This is a genomic window from Dickeya zeae NCPPB 2538 (assembly GCF_000406165.1).
Taxonomy (GTDB): Bacteria; Pseudomonadota; Gammaproteobacteria; order Enterobacterales; family Enterobacteriaceae; genus Dickeya; species Dickeya zeae.
Map to the genome: position 1 here is coordinate 2,747,065 of NZ_CM001977.1, position 18,040 is coordinate 2,765,104.

General features: G+C 52.7%; 17 protein-coding genes. 5 read left to right on the top strand and 12 right to left on the bottom strand.

The features are described 5' to 3' along the window. Positions 1 to 22: 22 nt before the first annotated feature. From phnK to DZE2538_RS12060, 7 genes are all read right to left on the bottom strand, one after another. Positions 23 to 838, bottom strand: coding sequence for a phosphonate C-P lyase system protein PhnK (gene phnK / locus DZE2538_RS12030; protein WP_019846295.1), 816 nt, complete (start codon positions 836 to 838; stop codon positions 23 to 25). After that, positions 825 to 1,679: an alpha-D-ribose 1-methylphosphonate 5-phosphate C-P-lyase PhnJ gene (locus DZE2538_RS12035; protein ID WP_012885254.1), complete on the bottom strand. Its 855-nt coding sequence runs from the start codon at positions 1,677 to 1,679 to the stop codon at positions 825 to 827. Before DZE2538_RS12035 ends, phnK begins: the two co-directional genes overlap by 14 nt. Continuing rightward, the gene (locus DZE2538_RS12040) at positions 1,657 to 2,748 is read right to left on the bottom strand and encodes a carbon-phosphorus lyase complex subunit (RefSeq protein ID WP_038916462.1); all 1,092 of its coding nucleotides are present in this window, start codon (positions 2,746 to 2,748) and stop codon (positions 1,657 to 1,659) included. Before DZE2538_RS12040 ends, DZE2538_RS12035 begins: the two co-directional genes overlap by 23 nt. Continuing rightward, positions 2,748 to 3,323: a phosphonate C-P lyase system protein PhnH gene (gene phnH, locus DZE2538_RS12045; protein ID WP_038916463.1), complete on the bottom strand. Its 576-nt coding sequence runs from the start codon at positions 3,321 to 3,323 to the stop codon at positions 2,748 to 2,750. Before phnH ends, DZE2538_RS12040 begins: the two co-directional genes overlap by 1 nt. Continuing rightward, a complete protein-coding gene (phnG, locus tag DZE2538_RS12050) occupies positions 3,320 to 3,769 on the bottom strand; it encodes a phosphonate C-P lyase system protein PhnG (protein WP_019846292.1) in 450 nt (149 codons plus the stop codon). Before phnG ends, phnH begins: the two co-directional genes overlap by 4 nt. Further along, entirely contained in the window at positions 3,770 to 4,489 is a 720-nt protein-coding gene (gene phnF, locus DZE2538_RS12055) for a phosphonate metabolism transcriptional regulator PhnF (RefSeq protein WP_038916464.1), read from the bottom strand. It lies immediately after the preceding gene. Between the two features lie 486 nt (positions 4,490 to 4,975). Continuing rightward, positions 4,976 to 5,878: a LysR family transcriptional regulator gene (locus tag DZE2538_RS12060; RefSeq protein WP_033576988.1), complete on the bottom strand. Its 903-nt coding sequence runs from the start codon at positions 5,876 to 5,878 to the stop codon at positions 4,976 to 4,978. Positions 5,879 to 6,015: 137 nt separating this feature from the next. On the opposite strand from DZE2538_RS12060, the gene DZE2538_RS12065 reads away from it, so the two are divergent. Both DZE2538_RS12065 and DZE2538_RS12070 read left to right on the top strand, forming a co-directional pair. Beyond that, a complete protein-coding gene (locus tag DZE2538_RS12065) occupies positions 6,016 to 6,762 on the top strand; it encodes an SDR family oxidoreductase (protein ID WP_038916465.1) in 747 nt (248 codons plus the stop codon). A gap of 79 nt (positions 6,763 to 6,841) precedes the next feature. Further along, positions 6,842 to 7,516 carry a glutathione S-transferase family protein gene (locus tag DZE2538_RS12070; RefSeq protein ID WP_038916466.1) on the top strand — a complete coding sequence of 225 codons (675 nt, stop codon included), beginning with the start codon at positions 6,842 to 6,844 and terminating at the stop codon, positions 7,514 to 7,516. 223 nt (positions 7,517 to 7,739) lie between these two features. Here the strand turns inward: DZE2538_RS12070 and DZE2538_RS12075 are convergent, their stop codons facing one another. Further along, positions 7,740 to 8,279 carry a DUF3916 domain-containing protein gene (locus DZE2538_RS12075; RefSeq protein ID WP_019846287.1) on the bottom strand — a complete coding sequence of 180 codons (540 nt, stop codon included), beginning with the start codon at positions 8,277 to 8,279 and terminating at the stop codon, positions 7,740 to 7,742. A 271-nt stretch (positions 8,280 to 8,550) separates the two neighbouring features. On the opposite strand from DZE2538_RS12075, the gene DZE2538_RS12080 reads away from it, so the two are divergent. Next, positions 8,551 to 8,853: a hypothetical protein gene (locus tag DZE2538_RS12080; RefSeq protein ID WP_080638983.1), complete on the top strand. Its 303-nt coding sequence runs from the start codon at positions 8,551 to 8,553 to the stop codon at positions 8,851 to 8,853. Positions 8,854 to 8,958: 105 nt separating this feature from the next. On the opposite strand, the gene ygjG is transcribed toward DZE2538_RS12080, so the two are convergent. Together ygjG and patD are read right to left on the bottom strand one after the other, a co-directional pair. Then, on the bottom strand, positions 8,959 to 10,377 hold the full coding sequence (gene ygjG, locus DZE2538_RS12085) for a putrescine aminotransferase (RefSeq protein ID WP_038913634.1): 1,419 nt from the start codon (positions 10,375 to 10,377) through the stop codon (positions 8,959 to 8,961). A gap of 279 nt (positions 10,378 to 10,656) precedes the next feature. Then, on the bottom strand, positions 10,657 to 12,093 hold the full coding sequence (gene patD, locus DZE2538_RS12090; RefSeq protein WP_038913633.1) for an aminobutyraldehyde dehydrogenase: 1,437 nt from the start codon (positions 12,091 to 12,093) through the stop codon (positions 10,657 to 10,659). A 347-nt stretch (positions 12,094 to 12,440) separates the two neighbouring features. Between patD and DZE2538_RS12100 the strand changes: the two genes are divergently transcribed. Both DZE2538_RS12100 and DZE2538_RS12105 read left to right on the top strand, forming a co-directional pair. Further along, on the top strand, positions 12,441 to 13,070 hold the full coding sequence (locus DZE2538_RS12100; protein ID WP_038916468.1) for an FMN-binding negative transcriptional regulator: 630 nt from the start codon (positions 12,441 to 12,443) through the stop codon (positions 13,068 to 13,070). A gap of 711 nt (positions 13,071 to 13,781) precedes the next feature. Beyond that, positions 13,782 to 15,122, top strand: a complete 1,341-nt coding sequence (locus DZE2538_RS12105; RefSeq protein ID WP_019844855.1) for an anaerobic C4-dicarboxylate transporter — start codon at positions 13,782 to 13,784, stop codon at positions 15,120 to 15,122. Between the two features lie 95 nt (positions 15,123 to 15,217). Here the strand turns inward: DZE2538_RS12105 and DZE2538_RS12110 are convergent, their stop codons facing one another. Both DZE2538_RS12110 and gltP read right to left on the bottom strand, forming a co-directional pair. Beyond that, a complete protein-coding gene (locus DZE2538_RS12110) occupies positions 15,218 to 16,207 on the bottom strand; it encodes a Gfo/Idh/MocA family protein (protein ID WP_038916469.1) in 990 nt (329 codons plus the stop codon). 152 nt (positions 16,208 to 16,359) lie between these two features. Continuing rightward, positions 16,360 to 17,679: a glutamate/aspartate:proton symporter GltP gene (gene gltP, locus DZE2538_RS12115; RefSeq protein ID WP_019844853.1), complete on the bottom strand. Its 1,320-nt coding sequence runs from the start codon at positions 17,677 to 17,679 to the stop codon at positions 16,360 to 16,362. Positions 17,680 to 18,040: the final 361 nt, after the last annotated feature.

Genomic DNA, 18,040 nt, shown 5'->3' on the forward strand with positions numbered 1-18,040 from the left:
TTCACCTCATCGCCAGTTGCGCTTATCCCAGCACCGACGACACCAGTAACTGGGTATAAGGATGATGCGGATCATCCAGCACCCGGTCGGTCAGGCCACTTTCCACGACCTTGCCCTCACGCATCACCAACAGCCGATGCGCCAGCAGGCGCGCCACACCGAGGTCATGGGTCACAATCACCACCGCCAGCCCCAGGTCGCGTACCAGCGTGCGCAGCAGATCCAGCAACCGCGCCTGTACCGACACATCCAGCCCGCCGGTCGGTTCATCCATAAACACCAGCTTCGGGTGGGTCACCAGATTGCGGGCAATTTGCAATCGTTGCTGCATCCCACCGGAAAAAGTGGTGGGCAGGTCATCCAGCCGCGACAGCGGGATTTCCACGTCCTGTAGCCACTGCCCGGCCTGACGGCGAATATCGCCGTAGTGGCGAGCGCCGACCGCCATCAACCGTTCGCCGATGTTACCGCCCGCTGACACGCGGGGCCGTAACCCGTCCATCGGGTGCTGGTGTACCACCCCCCATTCGGTGCGTAACAGGCGGCGGCGGTCGCTTTCGCTCATGGCGTATAACGAGCGGCCCTGATAATCAATCTGCCCAGCCTGCGGTGTCAGCCGGGCGGAAATCGCCCGCAACAGCGTGGTTTTACCAGAGCCGGATTCACCGACAATGCCCAGCACCTCACCGGGATAGAGATCGAACGACACCTCACTAAACCCTTTACCGGGGGCGTACAGGTGGGTCAGATTACGCACCTGCAACAGCGGCGCGTCATCACCGGTTTCCACGATGAGCCTGCCCGCCTGCTCCACCGCCGCGTGATCAATGTGATTCATGGTGCCCCGCCTCCTGACGTTCACGGCAATAATCGGTATCGGAACAGACGTACAGCCGGGTGCCCTGATCGTCCATCACCACTTCATCGAGATAGCTGTCGTGCGATCCGCACAGTGCACAGGGTTGATCCCAGCGTTGAACGCTGAACGGGTGGTCATCAAAGTCGAGGCTTTCCACGTTGGTGTAAGGTGGCAGCGCATAAATCCGCTTCTCACGCCCAGCCCCAAACAGTTGCAGCGCTGGCATCTGATGCATTTTCGGGTTGTCGAATTTAGGAATGGGTGACGGGTCCATAATGTAGCGACCGTTCACTTTTACCGGGTACGCGTAGGTGGTGGCGATATGCCCGAAGCGGGCGATATCCTCATACAGTTTCACCTGCATGATGCCGTACTCCTCCAGCGCGTGCATTTTGCGCGTTTCCGTTTCGCGCGGTTCGATAAAGCGCAGTGGTTCGGGAATCGGCACCTGATAAATCAGGATCTGATCTTCACGCAGCGGTGTTTCCGGAATACGGTGACGGGTTTGAATCAGCGTCGCCTCGACGGTGCGTTCGGTGGTTGCCGCCTCGCTGACCCGCTGAAAGAAGCGGCGGATAGACACCGCGTTGGTGGTATCGTCCGCGCCCTGGTCAATGACTTTTAATACATCGTCATCGCCAATCAGGCTAGCGGTGAGCTGGATGCCGCCGGTGCCCCAACCGTAGGGCATGGGCATCTCCCGGCCACCAAACGGTACCTGATAACCCGGGATCGCCACCGCTTTAAGAATGGCGCGCCGAATCGTGCGTTTACTCTGTTCGTCCAGATAACCGGGGTTATACCCGCTCAGCGTGTTCATCGCGCTCCTCCTGCGGTGGCTGGCGTAACTGACGCAGCAGCGCCAGCTCGGCCTGAAAGTCGACGTAATGCGGTAATTTGAGGTGAGAAACGAAACCCGCGGCTTCAACGTTGTCGGCATGCGACAACACAAACTCTTCGTCCTGCGCCGGGCTGCTGACCGGTTCCTGATAGGCAGGAGCCTGTAACGCCCGGTCCACCAATGCCATCGCCATCGCTTTGCGTTCCGCGCGGCCAAACACCAGCCCGTAACCACGGGTGAAATGCGGCGGTCGCTCTTCCGGCACCGTAAAGCCGTTGACCATTTCGCATTCGGTCAACAGGATGTCGCCGATTTCCAACGCAAACCCCAACTCTTCCGGCTCTATCTCCACCATGACGTAACCGGTACGAATCTCACCGGCAAACGGATGGTTGCGGCCATAACCACGCTGGGTGGAATACCCCAACGCCAGCAGGAAGCCTTCATCGCCACGCGCCAGTTGCTGCAAGCGGGCACTGCGCGGCATCGGGTACGTTGGTGGATCGCGCGTGATATCCAGCGGCTCGCTGCCATCATCCTCCTCGACCGCCGCCAGCCCTTCCGCCGTCATCATGTCGAACATATGCGGGCAATGTTCCGCCAGCGGTTCCTCAGCCTTGGGCGCACGCGGTGTTTCACCTTCCGCCAGCAAGGCGAAATCCAGCAACCGGTGGGTATAGTCATACGTCGGACCGAGCACCTGCCCACCGGGCAAGTCCTTATAGACCGCCGAGATACGCCGCTCCAGTTGCATCCGCCCGGTATCCAGCGGCAGGCTATCCGCCAGCCGGGGCAGCGTGGTGCGATAAGCCCGCAGTAAAAAAATTGCCTCGACCAGATCACCGCTTGCCTGTTTGATGGCCAGCGCCGCCAGCTCCCGGTCGTAAATGCCGCCTTCGGTCATCACCCGGTCTACCGCCAGCCCCAGTTGTTGCTCAATCTGCCCTGTCTGCACTTCGGCCTGTCGGGTATCACCACGCCGCAGGTTCGCCTGTAACTGATGGGCGGCCTCAATGGCTTTCTCGCCCCCTTTCACCGCGACATACATCAGCACACCTCCACATGCGTGGTACGCGGCAACGCCATCAGCGCGTTGCCGCAGGTAAACAGAAAGTCCAGCCCGGTGGGGAACGCATGCGGGCGCTGTTCGAGGTAATCCAGCACACTGGCGGGTAACTGCGGCGCGATCATCCGCGCTTCGGCAATGCCCGGTCCGCTCAGGCGTAATGCGCGACCACCACCCAGTGCCGGCACTTCCAGCACCAGCGTGGTGCTGTTTTCCGGTGCCATCTCGTCACCAGCCGCAAACCCCGCCAGTGACAGTTCCCGGCTAACCGGCAGCAAAGCGAAGGCAGCAGCTTCACGCTCAACCAGTTTCACCCCGGTGTGAAACCGCAGGTTAGACAACAGCACCTCTTGCGATAACGCTGGATCCAGCCAGAGCGGTGTTTCACGGTCCATCAGCGTCAAGACCACGGCGGTAGCAGAAGACGATAAACCGTCCCAACCGTTGTCATGATCCAGCGATACCACCACGCCCGGTTCGCTCATCGCTTTTAATATGCGGCGAAAGGCGTACTGCGCATCGCGCCACGGATGGGAAAAGCCTGCCAGTAACGTCATGCGTTATCTCCCCGCACCAGCGTAAAGAAATCGACCTTGCTGCTGGCAATTTCCCGTGCGCGTTGCTGACGCAACTCGTCATGGGTCGCCGCCAGCGGCACGATCAGTTGTTGGTAAAGCGCGCTTTGGGTACCTTGCTGTTGCAGCAAGCCATCAATCAATGCGCAGAGTTCGGCATGGGGTTTATTACGCCCCATCACATAGCTGTAGCCACAGGTACCGTCATCCAGCCGGACTACCGCCCGCGTGACGGTGACATCGCCCAGCACGAAGCGATTGCCGGTTGCGCCCATACGCGCCTGCAAGCGGGTTAAACCGATTTCTGGTGCGCGCAGCAACTGCCAGGATGGCTGTAATGCCAGCGACAGCCAGTGACGCCGCAGTTGTTCCGCATCACTGTGCGCCAGTACCGACAGCCAGCGCTGCCGTGGGGTTTGGGTTGTCATTCAGTGCTCCATGGTCAATTCGATCATGTCAGCGCGGGCCAGACTGACGGAATACTCCGCCACCCGGTCGCTGCCGTTACAGGTATTGAGCGTGCGGATACACATCAACGGGGTTTGCAGCGCCACTTCCAGCAGTTGCGCCTCTTTCGCCTGTGATGCCCGGGCGCTGATGCGGGTTTGACGGCGGGTGAGTGACTGCTGTAGCTCACGCGCCAGAAATTCGTGCAACGACCCGCTGGTGAAACGCTGTAGCACGGGCCACCAGTCGAGATTCGGCAGGTAGTGATCGATTAGTGATACCGGTACGCCGTTAACCCGGCGCAGGGTTCGCAGATGAATCACCTCATCGCCCTCTTCCCGCCCCAGCGCCGCCGCCACGGGTGCATTAGCCGGTCGCAACACCGCCAGCAACCGCTCGCTGGTGGGGTGGCTCCCCTGCTCCAGCAGGTTCTGGCTAAAACGTGTTTGCGCGTGTAACGGGTAATCATAAGGACGCATCAGCACCAGAATGCCGATGCCACGCCGACGCTGAACCAGCCCTTTATTGACCAGTTCATCCACCGCCCGGCGCAGCGTATGGCGATTGACGTCATAACGTGCCGCCAGTTGCTGTTCGGATGGCAGATAGTCACCGCAGCGATACACCGTGCGCAGCTCTTCTTCCAGCCGGGCAGCGATGGCCTGATACACAGTGGTAGGATGTCTAGATAACCTGTCCATAAAAAACTCCTGCTCGCAGGTTCGACTCCGCATCCCAACTGGCACACGGATTTTGCTTAACCCCGACACCGGGCCAGAACGCAGCCAGCTATCGGCATGGTTGACGTCTCAGTCAGGGAAATTGGGGGTTATGTTGACAACACTGTGTGACAGGCTGGCGAAGCGCGGATGACGAAATAGTGAAGGAAAAAGGACAGGTGGGGACGTGGGTGGTGAATGAGGATCGTTTATTTGCTCAGATTTGAGCTGATACGTTGTGGTTTAGGGCTGTGTTTCATCTGATGGGTGGGTTTGGCTTTGTGTCAGATATAGCCATTCGCACCCTGAGAATTTCGCTTTTAAGTGAGTCAGGATATGCGCTTACTGGTTAAGCGGACGTTGATAACATTTTGATATGTTACTTTATGGGGAGCCGGTCAGTTAAGGGACACAGCCTAAGATTGACTAAATTTTACTAATGATTCAGATATGTTCGTTATCTCAGGCTCATTTCATTGAGTTGTAAACTTTGAATGCGGGATTTTTTTCAAAAATTTCAGCAACAAAATCCATGAACACAATCGCCCGTTTTGGTAAAAGTCGATTAGCAACATAAACGGCTTGAATGGGAACGGGCGGTGCAGTGTAATCAGTCAGTAATAATTGTAAGTTGCCATTTGCCAGTCCCTCCTCGAACAGCCATTCTGGGCCCTGTGCGATCCCAACCCCGGCATTGACAAATTTCTGTACTGCCTCCGGTGAATTGACCCTGAGCCGACCAGAAATAGGGACATTGATATCCTGAAATCTCCATGTAGCTCCTGTTGTTAGCAAGGTATAGATCAAACAATCATGTTTTTTTAAATCCTCTGGGGTATTAGGGGTTCCATGTTTAGCTAAGTACTTGTTACTGGCAACACAGACTCGCTCATACATGCCAAGTCTGCGGGCACGCATAGCACTGTCCTCCAGGTGTCCAATGCGGATTGCCAGCTCAGCCCCTTCATCAACGAGATTGATATAGCGGTCATTAATCTGTAGCTCGAGTGTTAGCTCAGGGTAGCGTTCTAAAAAATCCGGGATGTGCGGGACTAAGAATGTGTGAGCCAATGCGGTGGGGCAAGCAACGCGTAATAGCCCTGTGGGCGTAACATTTTCCCTGAAAGAAGACTCTGACTCTTCGACGGCTTCCAGAATACGCCTTGCTTCCAAATAATAACGTTCTCCTTCAGGCGTCAGGGAAAGCTTGCGGGTTGATCGGTGAAGTAATCGTGTCTGCAAATGCTCTTCAAGGGTTGCAACATGACGACTCACGTTCGGTTGCCCTAAGCCTAAATCCCTGCCGGCTGCGGAAAAGCTGCCTGTTTCAGCGGTACGGACAAAGCATGTCATCAAAAGTAATCTGTCCATCCTAAAATCCATTCATGCTTTTAATGCATGGAACATATTTAAAAATACAATCTTATCACTTTTTGGGCATGAGCATACAGTGGCTACCACATCGGCCACTCGCCGATCGATTGTTAAAACTCACAGGAGATTTTTATATGTCCAGATTACAAGGTAAACGCGCACTGATTACGGGTGGAACAAGTGGTATTGGTCTTGAAACAGCGAAGCTGTTCGTGGCGGAAGGTGCCCGCGTAATTGTTACCGGTGTTAACCCTGACTCTATCGAAAAAGCAAAAGCAGAGCTGGGTAATGAGGTTTTAGTCGTGAGTGCGGATTCCGCGGATGTGAATGCACAGAAAGCTCTGGCTCAAACGGTTAAGGAACACTTTGGTGAACTGGATATCGCTTTCCTGAATGCGGGTATATCAATGTATATGCCCATCGAGGTATGGACAGAAGAGATGTTCGACCGTATTTACGATATCAACGTTAAAGGCCCTTACTTCCTAATGCAGGCACTGCTGCCGGTGTTCGCAGGCTCTGCATCAGTGGTCTTTAATACATCTATAAATGCTCACACCGGACCTGAGAACTCTTCCGTTTATGGCTCAACCAAAGCGGCATTGCTGAACATGTCAAAAACACTTTCTAACGAGTTACTTTCTCGTGGAATTCGTATCAACGCAGTGAGCCCAGGCCCAGTTGACACACCGCTTTATGATAAGGCGGGGATTCCAGTGGAATATCATGATCAAGTGATGAAAGATATCGTTGCAACCATCCCAGCAGGTCGTTTTGGTAAGCCTCAAGAAGTAGCGCAAGCGGTACTTTACTTCGCATCTGATGAGTCTGCCTGGACCGTGGGTTCAGAAATCATCATCGACGGCGGCGTTTCAATCTAAGCCACCAAAATAAGATTTACCGTTCGTCAAGCCCGCCACCTTTTATGGCGGCGGGCTATCATTTTATCTGGAGTTTGAGATGTCTACCCACGACCTAACACTTATTAGCCACCCACTGTGTCCCTTTGTGCAGCGTTCAGCGATCGTTCTTCTCGAAAAAAATGTGCCATTTGAACGCGTAAATGTAGACCTATCGGCGAAGCCTGATTGGTTTCTTGCTCTGTCACCCACTGGCAAGGTGCCACTACTTAAAGTGCGTCAGGCAAACGGCGAAGATGCCATTATTTTTGAGAGCATGGTGATCTGCGAGTACCTTAATGAAACGCAAGACGGTGATTCGATGTATGCTGACAATGCATTAGTAAGAGCCAGACAGCGCGCATGGATCGAGTTCTCTACATCAATGCTTAGAAATGCATGGCAATTTTTAAATGCGACTGATCAGGCCATCGCAGACAGCAAACTCGCGGTGTTCCGTGAGCAACTTGAACGTATTGAATCCGAATTGAGCTTAGGGCCTTATTTCTCTGGTGCCGAATTCAGTATGGTTGATGCGGTCTACGCGCCTATTTTCCGCTACTTCTCCATCATCGATGCATCAGTATCTGAGGCGATTTTTGAGGGACTTCCGCGTACTTCCGCATGGATAGCTGCACTTGCGAAAAGGGAAAGCATAAAAGCCGCTGTATCATCAGATTATGCCGAACTTTTCCAAAATCATCTTCGTCAGCATTCTGCAATTCTCGCTACTTGAAGATATTAACTCGGCGACCGTGACCTAATCCCTGTTGATTAACACACTGTAATGTTAGTAATCCCGCCACCAACTGAGAGAACAATTTTGAACTTCCGCTCTTCACTCTGAGCGGACCTTGTGGCAACGATGTCCGCCAAGTGCCAATAGTTGACTATAAGGGGTGATTATTTGTGGAACTGAACGCTGCCAGAGCAGGTCTGAGCAAATACAGGTAAAGTCACTATAACTGCCCATAATACCAGCGCTCGCCTGAAAACCACTCATCCGGGTCGTCACCGCCATAGTAATCAAATGTAATGCCTAATTCCTGCACTCCATTAGGAAGAATAAGCCCCCACTCCTGGGCAAGGCTTCGTTCTCTGATGAGTACCGATGAACCGTTTTCAGAACGGCTCTCTGTAATGAAACTTTGAAAGTATTCCTCCGAGCGAAATAAACAGACTTCACTTGTAAACATATCCGGGAGGCAAATTACGGTAGTTATTCGAGGGATGCCATCACAACCTGCGGTGGCGAGCATCAGGTTGTAACAGGCATTAATCATGGCCTGCGCGCAGGCTGCCTTAGTTTCTTGTTTACTGTATTTTCCTTGAATAAGATTAATTTCTACGGGTATCTTGTAATTCCAGTAATGTTGATCCTCAGCGAAATCTGCGCGTTCTGGATTATGAAAGGTTTCAGCCCAACGGTTAAGTGACCTTATACGCCGGGGGATGTTTCGTACTTTTGTGCGGTTATCCCTGCATAAACGCCTGCTCATATTGTTAACTTCCTGCTTTTTTATTGACTATCAACTTAGTCGCATAACCATACCACTGTTATTTTCTATACCAAACAAAAACCAAAAATGCGGCCATGAATCCTAACGTCATTCTCCCCATAAAATATCTCTTGCAAGCTCCCTTAGAAACTTGACAATATATCGTACCATATCAATTACCAGATTTAAAATCTGTCGATATCGTATTCATATTATATGCCATTTAGATTTACAACAATTTTCTTTACCTCATTCAATACAAGTGAATAAAATGCAGAGAATCCGCGCCAACATACCAAGACTCACCCTCCTCTTTTTCCTGTTACCGTGGCAGGTTACGTTAGCGAATAACGTTCATTTACCTGACGACGTACAACGCTTTTTAGATAACGCGGAGGAATGTCAGTATTTATCTGGAGAGTGGGACAGCACATTGCCTAAATCACGTCAGCGTGAAATTGAGCGAGAAGTGGATAAATATTGTAAGCCGGCGAAAAAGCAACAGAAGGAACTCAGAAATAAGTACAAAGGAAATCAGGAAATAGAAGGCAAGCTTAGCGAATATGATTTCTAATTTCTCGTCGATACCGACTGTTTACCCCAAAAAAAAGCCAGTCGACGAATCAGACTGGCTTTATGTATCGGCTCAGCACAGGGCTGAACGCTGCTAGGTGGGTGTTCACTGAAGTGCGAGTTCCTTATTAACAGGTTTAGGTTTGGCGTCGTCCACACCGGTTGCCCGTAGCCTCGCCAGCGCCCGTTCTGCCTCTTGCAGCACGTGCTGACATTGCTCTGGGGTAATGGTTAACGGCGGTTCAATACGAATCGACTTGGCATTATTCAGCGTGCCTGCCACCAGCACCCGGCGCTGGAACAGTTCACTGGCAAACGCATAGCCGATCGCGTTTTCTCTGAATTCAATCGCCTGTAGCAGGCCCTTGCCACGCGCTTCCACAATCAAATCAGGATACGCAGCAGCCAGTCGTTGCAGCCCGGTCAGCAGAAACGCCCCCTGACGTGCCGCCTGCTCCGCCAGATTATCACGCAGCAGTACGTTGATGGTGGCCAGCGCCGCCGCACACGCCAATGGGTTACCGCCAAAGGTGGTGGTGTGCAGGAACGGGTTGTCAAACAGTACCGAAAAGACCTCTTCGGTCGCGACCGTTGCCCCAATCGGCATCACGCCGCCGCCAAGCGCTTTCGCCAGACACAGGATATCGGGTTGCACGCCATAGTGCTCACAGGCAAACATCTTGCCGGTACGCCCCATGCCGGTTTGTACTTCATCGAGGATTAGCAACGCGCCGGTCTCATCGCACAATGCGCGAACCGCAGGCAGATACTGATCCGGCGGCACAATGACCCCACCTTCACCCTGAATCGGCTCCAGAATCACCGCAGCGATGCCTTCGCCGTTGCGCTGGCACTGCTCGATTTTCTGTCGCATCGCCTGGATATCACCAAACGGCACATGGTGAAAACCGGGCAATAATGGCATGAACGGACGACGGAATACCGGTTTGGCGGTAGCGGATAACGCGCCCAGCGATTTACCGTGGAATGCGCCGTGGGTAGCGATGAAGCTGAACTTACCACGCGGTGACTGGTAGGCTTTCGCCAGCTTGATCGCCGCTTCCACCGACTCGGTGCCGCTGTTGCAAAAGAAACTGTACTTCAGCGTACCCGGTGTAATGGCCGCCAGCGTTTTTGCCAGCATGGCACGCAGCGGATCGAGCAGTTCCTGACTGTGCAACGGCTGTTTGGAAAGTTGCTTTTCCACGGCGGCCACGACGGTGGGGTTGCGATGACCGACATTGAAAATGCCATAACCGCCGAGACAATCGAGGTATTCGTTACCCTGTGTATCAAGCAGCGTGTTGGGGCCGCTGGCGCGCCATTCTACCGCACCGAAGCTGCCACCGGAGGTGACGGATTTTCTGTACTCCAGAAAACCGGGATTGACGTACTCACGAAATGCATTGAGCGTTTCACGATTGAGCGCCGCCATCGCGTCGGCGGTAAGGGTATCGCTCATAATTAAATCAAGCGCCTGCTGAGAACACTCTAGCGGGTTGAAATGTGACGGTTGTCTGGACAAAATGTGCTCCTTGGGGGTGAGGTATCACGTGATACCAATTTAAGTAATGCATAGAACGCACCACTCCGCCCGCCTAATCAGAAAATCACGATTTCGTCCCTTTCCTGCTTATTTTTACAACAGATTATAGACAGAACTGCTCATTTATTGTCACATCCTGCTATTGCTAACCGGATAAAGAATAAAAAACGTCCAAAAAACAAGGCGAACGCACCGTTTATGTGCAGTTCGCCCTACAGTTGGGCATTTTTTCACCGCCCGTCGGTTATCGCGCTACGGTTAATGGCGGATCATCACATGCCGCACGATGGTGTAATCTTCCAGACCATAAACCGACATGTCCTTACCGTAACCAGAGAGTTTCTGCCCGCCGTGCGGCATCTCGCTGACCAGCATGAAGTGGGTGTTCACCCAGGTACAGCCGTATTCCAGACAGGCGGCAACGCGATGCGCACGGCCGATATCCCGCGTCCATACCGAGGACGCCAGCCCATAGCGGGAGTCGTTGGCCCACGCCACCACTTGTGCTTCATCATCAAACGGCGTAATGGATATTACCGGACCAAAGACTTCACGCTGAACTATCTCGTCTTCCTGCCGGGCATCAGCCAGTACGGTGGGTTGGAAATAGTACCCCCCACCGGGCACCCGTTCTCCCCCGGTGATAAGCCGGATGTGGGGTTGTGCACGGGCACGCTCGACAAACCCAGCCACCCGTTCCAGTTGCTCTGCTGTGATCAGCGGCCCCAGCTCCGTTGTCGGGTCGTCGGGCGTGCCGATTTTGATCGACGCAACCGCCTTACCGAGCTTTTCCACCAGTTGGTCATAGATGGGGCGCTGCACGTAGAGACGGCAGGCCGCGGTGCAATCCTGCCCGGCATTATAGAAGCCAAAACTACGAATACCGTCTGTCACCTGCTCCAGATCGGCATCGTCGAACACGATAACCGGTGCCTTGCCACCCAGTTCCATGTGGGTACGTTTTACACTGGCCGCCGCGTTGCCAATAATATGCGACCCGGTGGCAATAGAGCCGGTCAGTGACACCATGCGCACCCGCTCATGGCCGGTCAGCGCATCGCCGATTTCACGGCCCTGCCCGAACAGGATATTGACGACGCCCGGCGGGAACAGGTCGGCCAGCAGGCTGGCCAAGTACAATGCTGTTAACGGCGTTTGCTCTGCGGGTTTCAGCACCACACAGTTACCGGCCGCCAGCGCCGGAGCCAGCTTCCAGGCAGCCATCATCAACGGATAATTCCAGGGAGCAATGGAGGCCACGACCCCCACCGGATCACGGCGGATCATCGAGGTATGCCCTTCCAGATATTCGCCCGCCGCCGAGCCATTCAGGCAGCGTGCAGCACCGGCAAAAAAGCGAAACACATCCGCTACTGCGGGTATCTCGTCATTGAATACCGCATGGTAGGGTTTACCGCAATTTAGCGATTCCAGGCGGGCCAGCGCTTCACCGTGCTGTTCAATGCAGTCCGCCAGCTTCAGCAGTAGCGTGGCGCGTGTTTTGGGTGTTGTCTGCCCCCAGTGGGCAAAGGCCGCCTCCGCCGCCATTACGGCTGCATCCACCTGTGCCAGATCCGCCTGCGCCATCGTGATGATGGCCTCTCCCGTGGCCGGGTTGTGCACCGTATAAGGCGCTCCATTGCCCAGCACCCGTTTTCCGTCAATCAACATGTCAATCAGCAAATTGTCGTGCATACCCTGCTCCCCTGAAGCGATAGCTATAGACGTACCCTATGGCAATCATCTAGCAAAATACCTGCCATCTTCTCGACTCGTTCACCCTGCGCGGGTTCGTCATCGCGCACCTCATCGTGAATCAATGTGTGAAAACGCGTGTATTCGCTATCGTTAAAGCGTAGCTGAGCTACCACCAAAAGGAGAATGACCGGGAACTGATATCGACCAGCAAAGGGATTACTGACATCACATATCACTGACAAAATTATGTATAAGAGGCTCTTCATTGCAGTCCATTTCATCGCAAAATAGCCGGCAGACATGACATTACCCGCTACCGATCCACGACAGAAGGAATTATCGCCATGGATTGTCCTCCGGTATTTCGCGAAACACGGCTGCCCACACTGCACGCACTGATGCACGCCCATCCACTTGCGATGCTGATCACCAACGGTCCCAGCGGCCTGTCGGCCAACCTCATTCCGTTTCTCTTAACCGACGAGGGTGCCTTCGGTACCTTACACGCCCATCTGGCGCGTAATAACCCACAGGTGGATGCATTGAAAACGGCCGACCCGGTGCTGGTGGTATTTCAGGGGCCGGACAGCTACATTTCGCCGGACTGGTATCCATCCAAACAAGTGCAGGGTAAGGCGGTACCAACCTGGAATTACGTCATGGTTCAGGCACGAGGCACGCCCAAGGTGATTGACGACGCACAGTGGTTGAGGCAGCAAGTCGGTGCCCTGACCGATGCCCATGAGCATGCTCGCTCACAACCGTGGCGTGTGGATGATGCGCCGGCCGACTTTATCGCCGCCCAACTGAACGGCATCATCGGGCTGGAAATCCCGATTACGGCACTGGAGGGTAAATGGAAAGTAAGCCAGAACAGAACGTTGGCAGACCGCCAGGGCGTGATTGACGGATTACAACGCGAAAATGGTTGCCCGGCAATGGCTGCATTGGTCAACGCACGACTGGCAGAATAAGCGCTGACTAATACCCTCTCGCTCAACCGATTTGGGTTGGGTTTGATAATGCGGCGTGACACAGAGCACGATGAAAAAAACCGTCATTGCCGCGTTATTTTAATAACCCTATATACTATTAGGCACGGCGTACTATATTTATTTCCTCATGAGTACAGTAATGTGACACCACCGATAGATTTATAAAATAACACCCCCAGACGACCCGAAAATTATTATCATTTATTCCCGACTAACCCGCAGATGATTGACATAGAAAAAATAGAATAAACCAACAAATCACCATAAAATTTAATCATTAAAAATCAACAACATAAAAATAAAAGTCACTAACAGTACATTTTTCCATATAACGTTAGTTCACGCTTCTCACCAAATTGAGGCAAAAAATAAACCATAAAAAAACACCGCCACAACAAAAATAAAACACATACCAAAACAAAAAATCGAAACACCGAAAATAATTAAACAAACGCGTGAAGACATATCTTTATTAAAGGTTATAAAATTAATCTTATAGTTAATAAACTAAAAAAACTACGATTTTCTTATCTTCGCCAACACGCCATTTAATTTGTCCCACAGGCAAGAAACAATGGAAATTGTAGACTTAGATCAAGAAAAAATAGACGGAATAATCCCTATAGTAGTTCCGACGACAGTAATCCAATCTCAATTAATTAACTCGTCATGCTGAGTAATGGGGAATCTATGGACTTTATCATTCAACTTGTCATAGTCCTGATCTGCCTGTTTTACGGTGCGCGAAAAGGCGGTATCGCGCTCGGATTATTAGGGGGTATCGGGCTCGTCATTCTGGTTTTCATTTTCAAACTAGAACCTGGGAAACCACCGGTGGACGTGATGCTGGTCATCATTTCCGTAGTCGCTGCATCGGCGACATTGCAAGCTTCCGGCGGTTTGGACGTTATGCTGCAGGTAGCGGAAAAAATGCTGCGGCGTAACCCGAAATACGTGTCAATTATTGCACCGTTCGTCACCTGTATATTGACGATTCTGTGCGGTACCGGCCATGTGGTGTATACCATTCTGCCGATTATTTACGACGTCGCTATCAAGAATAACATCCGCCCGGAACGCCCTATGGCAGCCAGCTCGATCGGCGCGCAAATGGGGATTATCGCAAGCCCGGTATCCGTGGCGGTGGTATCACTGGTCGCCATGCTCAGTAAATTTACCTTCCACGGTAAACACCTCGAGTTCCTGGACTTACTGGCAATCACGATTCCCTCTACCCTGCTGGGTATTCTGGCCATCGGGATTTTCAGTTGGTTCAGGGGTAAAGATCTGGATAAAGACCCGGATTTCCAGAAATTCATTTCCGTACCGGAAAACCGTGAGTACGTCTATGGTGACACCGCCACCCTGCTGGATCGCAAGCTGCCACGCAGCAACTGGGTTGCCATGTGGATTTTCCTTGCCACTATCGCGGCGGTAGCTCTGCTGGGTGCAGTCGAAAGCCTGCGTCCGACCTTCGGCGGCAAACCGCTGTCCATGGTGCTGGTAATCCAGATGTTTATGCTGCTGTCTGGTGCCATCATTATTATCGCCACCAAAACCAATCCGGGGTCGATTTCGAAAAATGAGGTGTTCCGTTCCGGGATGATTGCGATTGTCGCGGTGTACGGTATCGCCTGGATGGCGGAAACCATGTTCGGTGCTCACCTCGGACAGATCAAAGATACGCTGGGGGCGTTGGTTAAAGAGTACCCCTGGGCTTATGCGCTGATCCTGCTGCTGGTCTCCAAGTTCGTTAACTCGCAGGCTGCCGCGCTGGCCGCTATCGTACCGGTCGCACTGGCGATTGGTGTCGACCCAGCATATATCGTGGCATCTGCACCGGCTTGCTATGGTTACTACATTCTGCCGACTTACCCCAGCGACCTGGCTGCTATCCAGTTCGACCGCTCCGGTACGACCCACATCGGTCGGTTTGTCATTAACCACAGCTTCATTCTGCCCGGCCTGATTGGCGTCATCACCTCCAGCGTATTCGGTTGGGTGTTCGCCGCCATGTACGGGTACTACTGAGTTAATGTTACTGAGTTAACCATTGCGCCAGACCGCTCTTCTGGCGCATGCCGGTTTCTCCCTCAACCGCCCGTTCGGTCCCAGCCGTCGGGCGGTTATTCTTGAATAAGGGGGAAATCAATATCGCAGCACGCTCTGGCCTGTTCCAGCACCCGAGCAACGATCAATGCAATATCCAGCAATTGATAGCAGCGGGAAAGATCCTGGGCGCTGACAATATCTCTGAATACCTCGAACTCGTACTTCATGTGGTGGTTACCCGTTGCATCGTCAAATGTGGCGAGCTGTCCTTGCTTCACACACTCGACATGCTTGCATACGCCGGGCGCATCGTTAACTTTCACATAGCCCGCCGTCCCCTGCACGGTGAAATAAGCCGGGCTGGCTGAATCTTTGGCCCCAATACACACCACAATAAACGTCCGATAACTCATGACGAGAACACCCGACGTATCGATACCGTTATGCCCTTTATTGCACAGATAGTTCACGCTCTCCGGCGCGCCGAATAACGCACAGGCATGGTAAATGTTATATAAATTGATGTCGTAAAGGGCACCGCCCGACGCCGCCGGGTCAAATGCCGGGTGTACGATCCCATTGACATAATCATCGTAACGACTCGAATACTGCGAGTAATTCGCCTGTACCATTTTAATGTCGCCAATCTCAGCGATGTTTTGCTTAAGATAATGGAATCCCGGCGTATGAATTGCGGTTATCGCCTCGAACAAACAACGCTTTTTTGATTTCGCCAGCGTAACCAAACTCAGTAATTGCGCATAACTGGATGTAAACGGCTTTTCACAGATAACATGCTTCCCGGCAGATAATGCCCGGTGGGAATACGCATAATGCAGATGATTGGGTATTCCGAGGTAAACAACATCGACATGCTCATCGCGCAGCATGGCATCGTAATCGGTATACAACGAACGGATAGTATATTGACGGGCGAGTGCTTCACCTTTTGACCGGCTCCCTTGCCGGACACACAACGCACACAGTTCTATCCCCTCCATCGTTGCCAGCACCTCAAGACAGGCAGCAACAATCTTCCCCGACCCAACCAACGCTATCTTCATGCCTCAGACTCCAAAATGGATTAGCGGAACAGGACTTAACATACCAATATGACGCGATATAAAAAAACACCCTGCCAGCATAACGCTCGCAGGGTGAGGGTGAGAAGCTCATAACCGGACAATGCCCGATGGCCTGTTGTCACCGTGCAGGATTACTCCTGACTGGCGGCGGGACGAACTGCCATTGTTGCCTGCTCCAGTTCGTAGGCTCGCGCTTTTTCTTCGTCAAACTGCCCTTCCCACTTGGAAATCACCAGCACGGCCAGGGCGTTACCCACCACGTTCAGTGCCGTACGCGCCATATCCAGAATACGGTCTACCCCGGCAATGAACGCCAGACCTTCGAGCGGGATCCCCACACTGCCCAGGGTCGCCAGCAATACCACAAACGAGACACCCGGTACGCCAGCAATCCCTTTGGAGGTAATCATCAGTGTCAACACCAGTACCAACTCCTGCCACAAGCTCAAATCGATACCGTAAAGCTGGGCAATGAAAATAGCCGCGATGCTTTGATACAGCGTTGAACCATCCAGATTAAACGAGTACCCGGTCGGCACCACAAAACTGGTAATCGCCTTCGGCGCACCGTAGGCCTCCATCTTTTGGATGATACGCGGCAGCACCGTTTCAGAACTGGCGGTGGAATAGGCCAAAATCAACTCGTCTTTCAGGATACGGATCAAGGTCATAATCCGTAACCGACACAGACGCGCTACCGCGCCCAGTACCACCAACGCAAAGAACAGAATCGCGGCATAGACCAATATGACCAGCTTGGCGAGTGGCCACAGCGAAGCGAACCCGAAATTGGCAACGGTCACCGCAATCAGCGCAAATACCCCAACCGGGGCATACCGCATAATCATATTGGTGACGCGGAACATGGTCTCCGAAGCACTGCGAAACACGTTCAACAGCGGGTCACGCTGCTCACGCGGCAGAGATGACAGCCCAAGGCCGAACAATACGGCGAAGAAGATCACCGGCAGCATGTCACCCTTGGCCAACGCGGCAAAAATGTTGGGCGGGATCAGCGAGAGAATCGTACCCACCAGACTGTGCGAACCGCTTTGCACCTGTTCGGTGGTTTTCTCATACTGAGAAATATCCACCCGGGTAAGCATCGACATATCAATGCCATGCCCCGGATGAAACAGGTTGGCCAGCGTAATACCAATCACAATCGCCAGTGTAGTAATGACCTCAAAGTAAACGATGGTTTTAAAACCGATACGTCCCAGTTTTTTCGCATCACCCACCCCAGCGATACCCACCACCAGCGTGGTGATAACAATCGGCACCACAATCATTTTGATCAACCGGATGAAGATATCCCCGGCCGGACTTAACACGTTGGTCACCAGCCACAGCTTATTGGCCGGGTTTTCATGTAACCAGGCACCGACGGCAATACCGACAATCAATGCGATGAGGATTTGCCAGGCAAGGCTAACTTTCTGTTTTTTCATAATACGAATCCATTGTCTGTGCTCCCTGCGACTACTTGCCGATGGCTATAACACGGCCATCGAACGCTCCAGCGTATGCTGAACTGCTACAGATGAAGGGGGAGGTTTGAAGGTTATTTTTGCAAAAACTCGTGACCCACAGGCAAATGCGTGACTCACCAAAACAGAATGCGTAATCAAATAGTTATTCATTAAAATTGCGCAACTATTTGTATCGCAAAAGAAAATAAAAAAGGCATAACCTGTTGTTATGCCGAGGCATGCTACTATCCCCCTCCCGTGAGATCAAGCGCTACGTTCGGGGTAGTTTTCATAATTATGCGTTTCGTCACTGTCTATTGAACACCGCCGAACGCCGGTA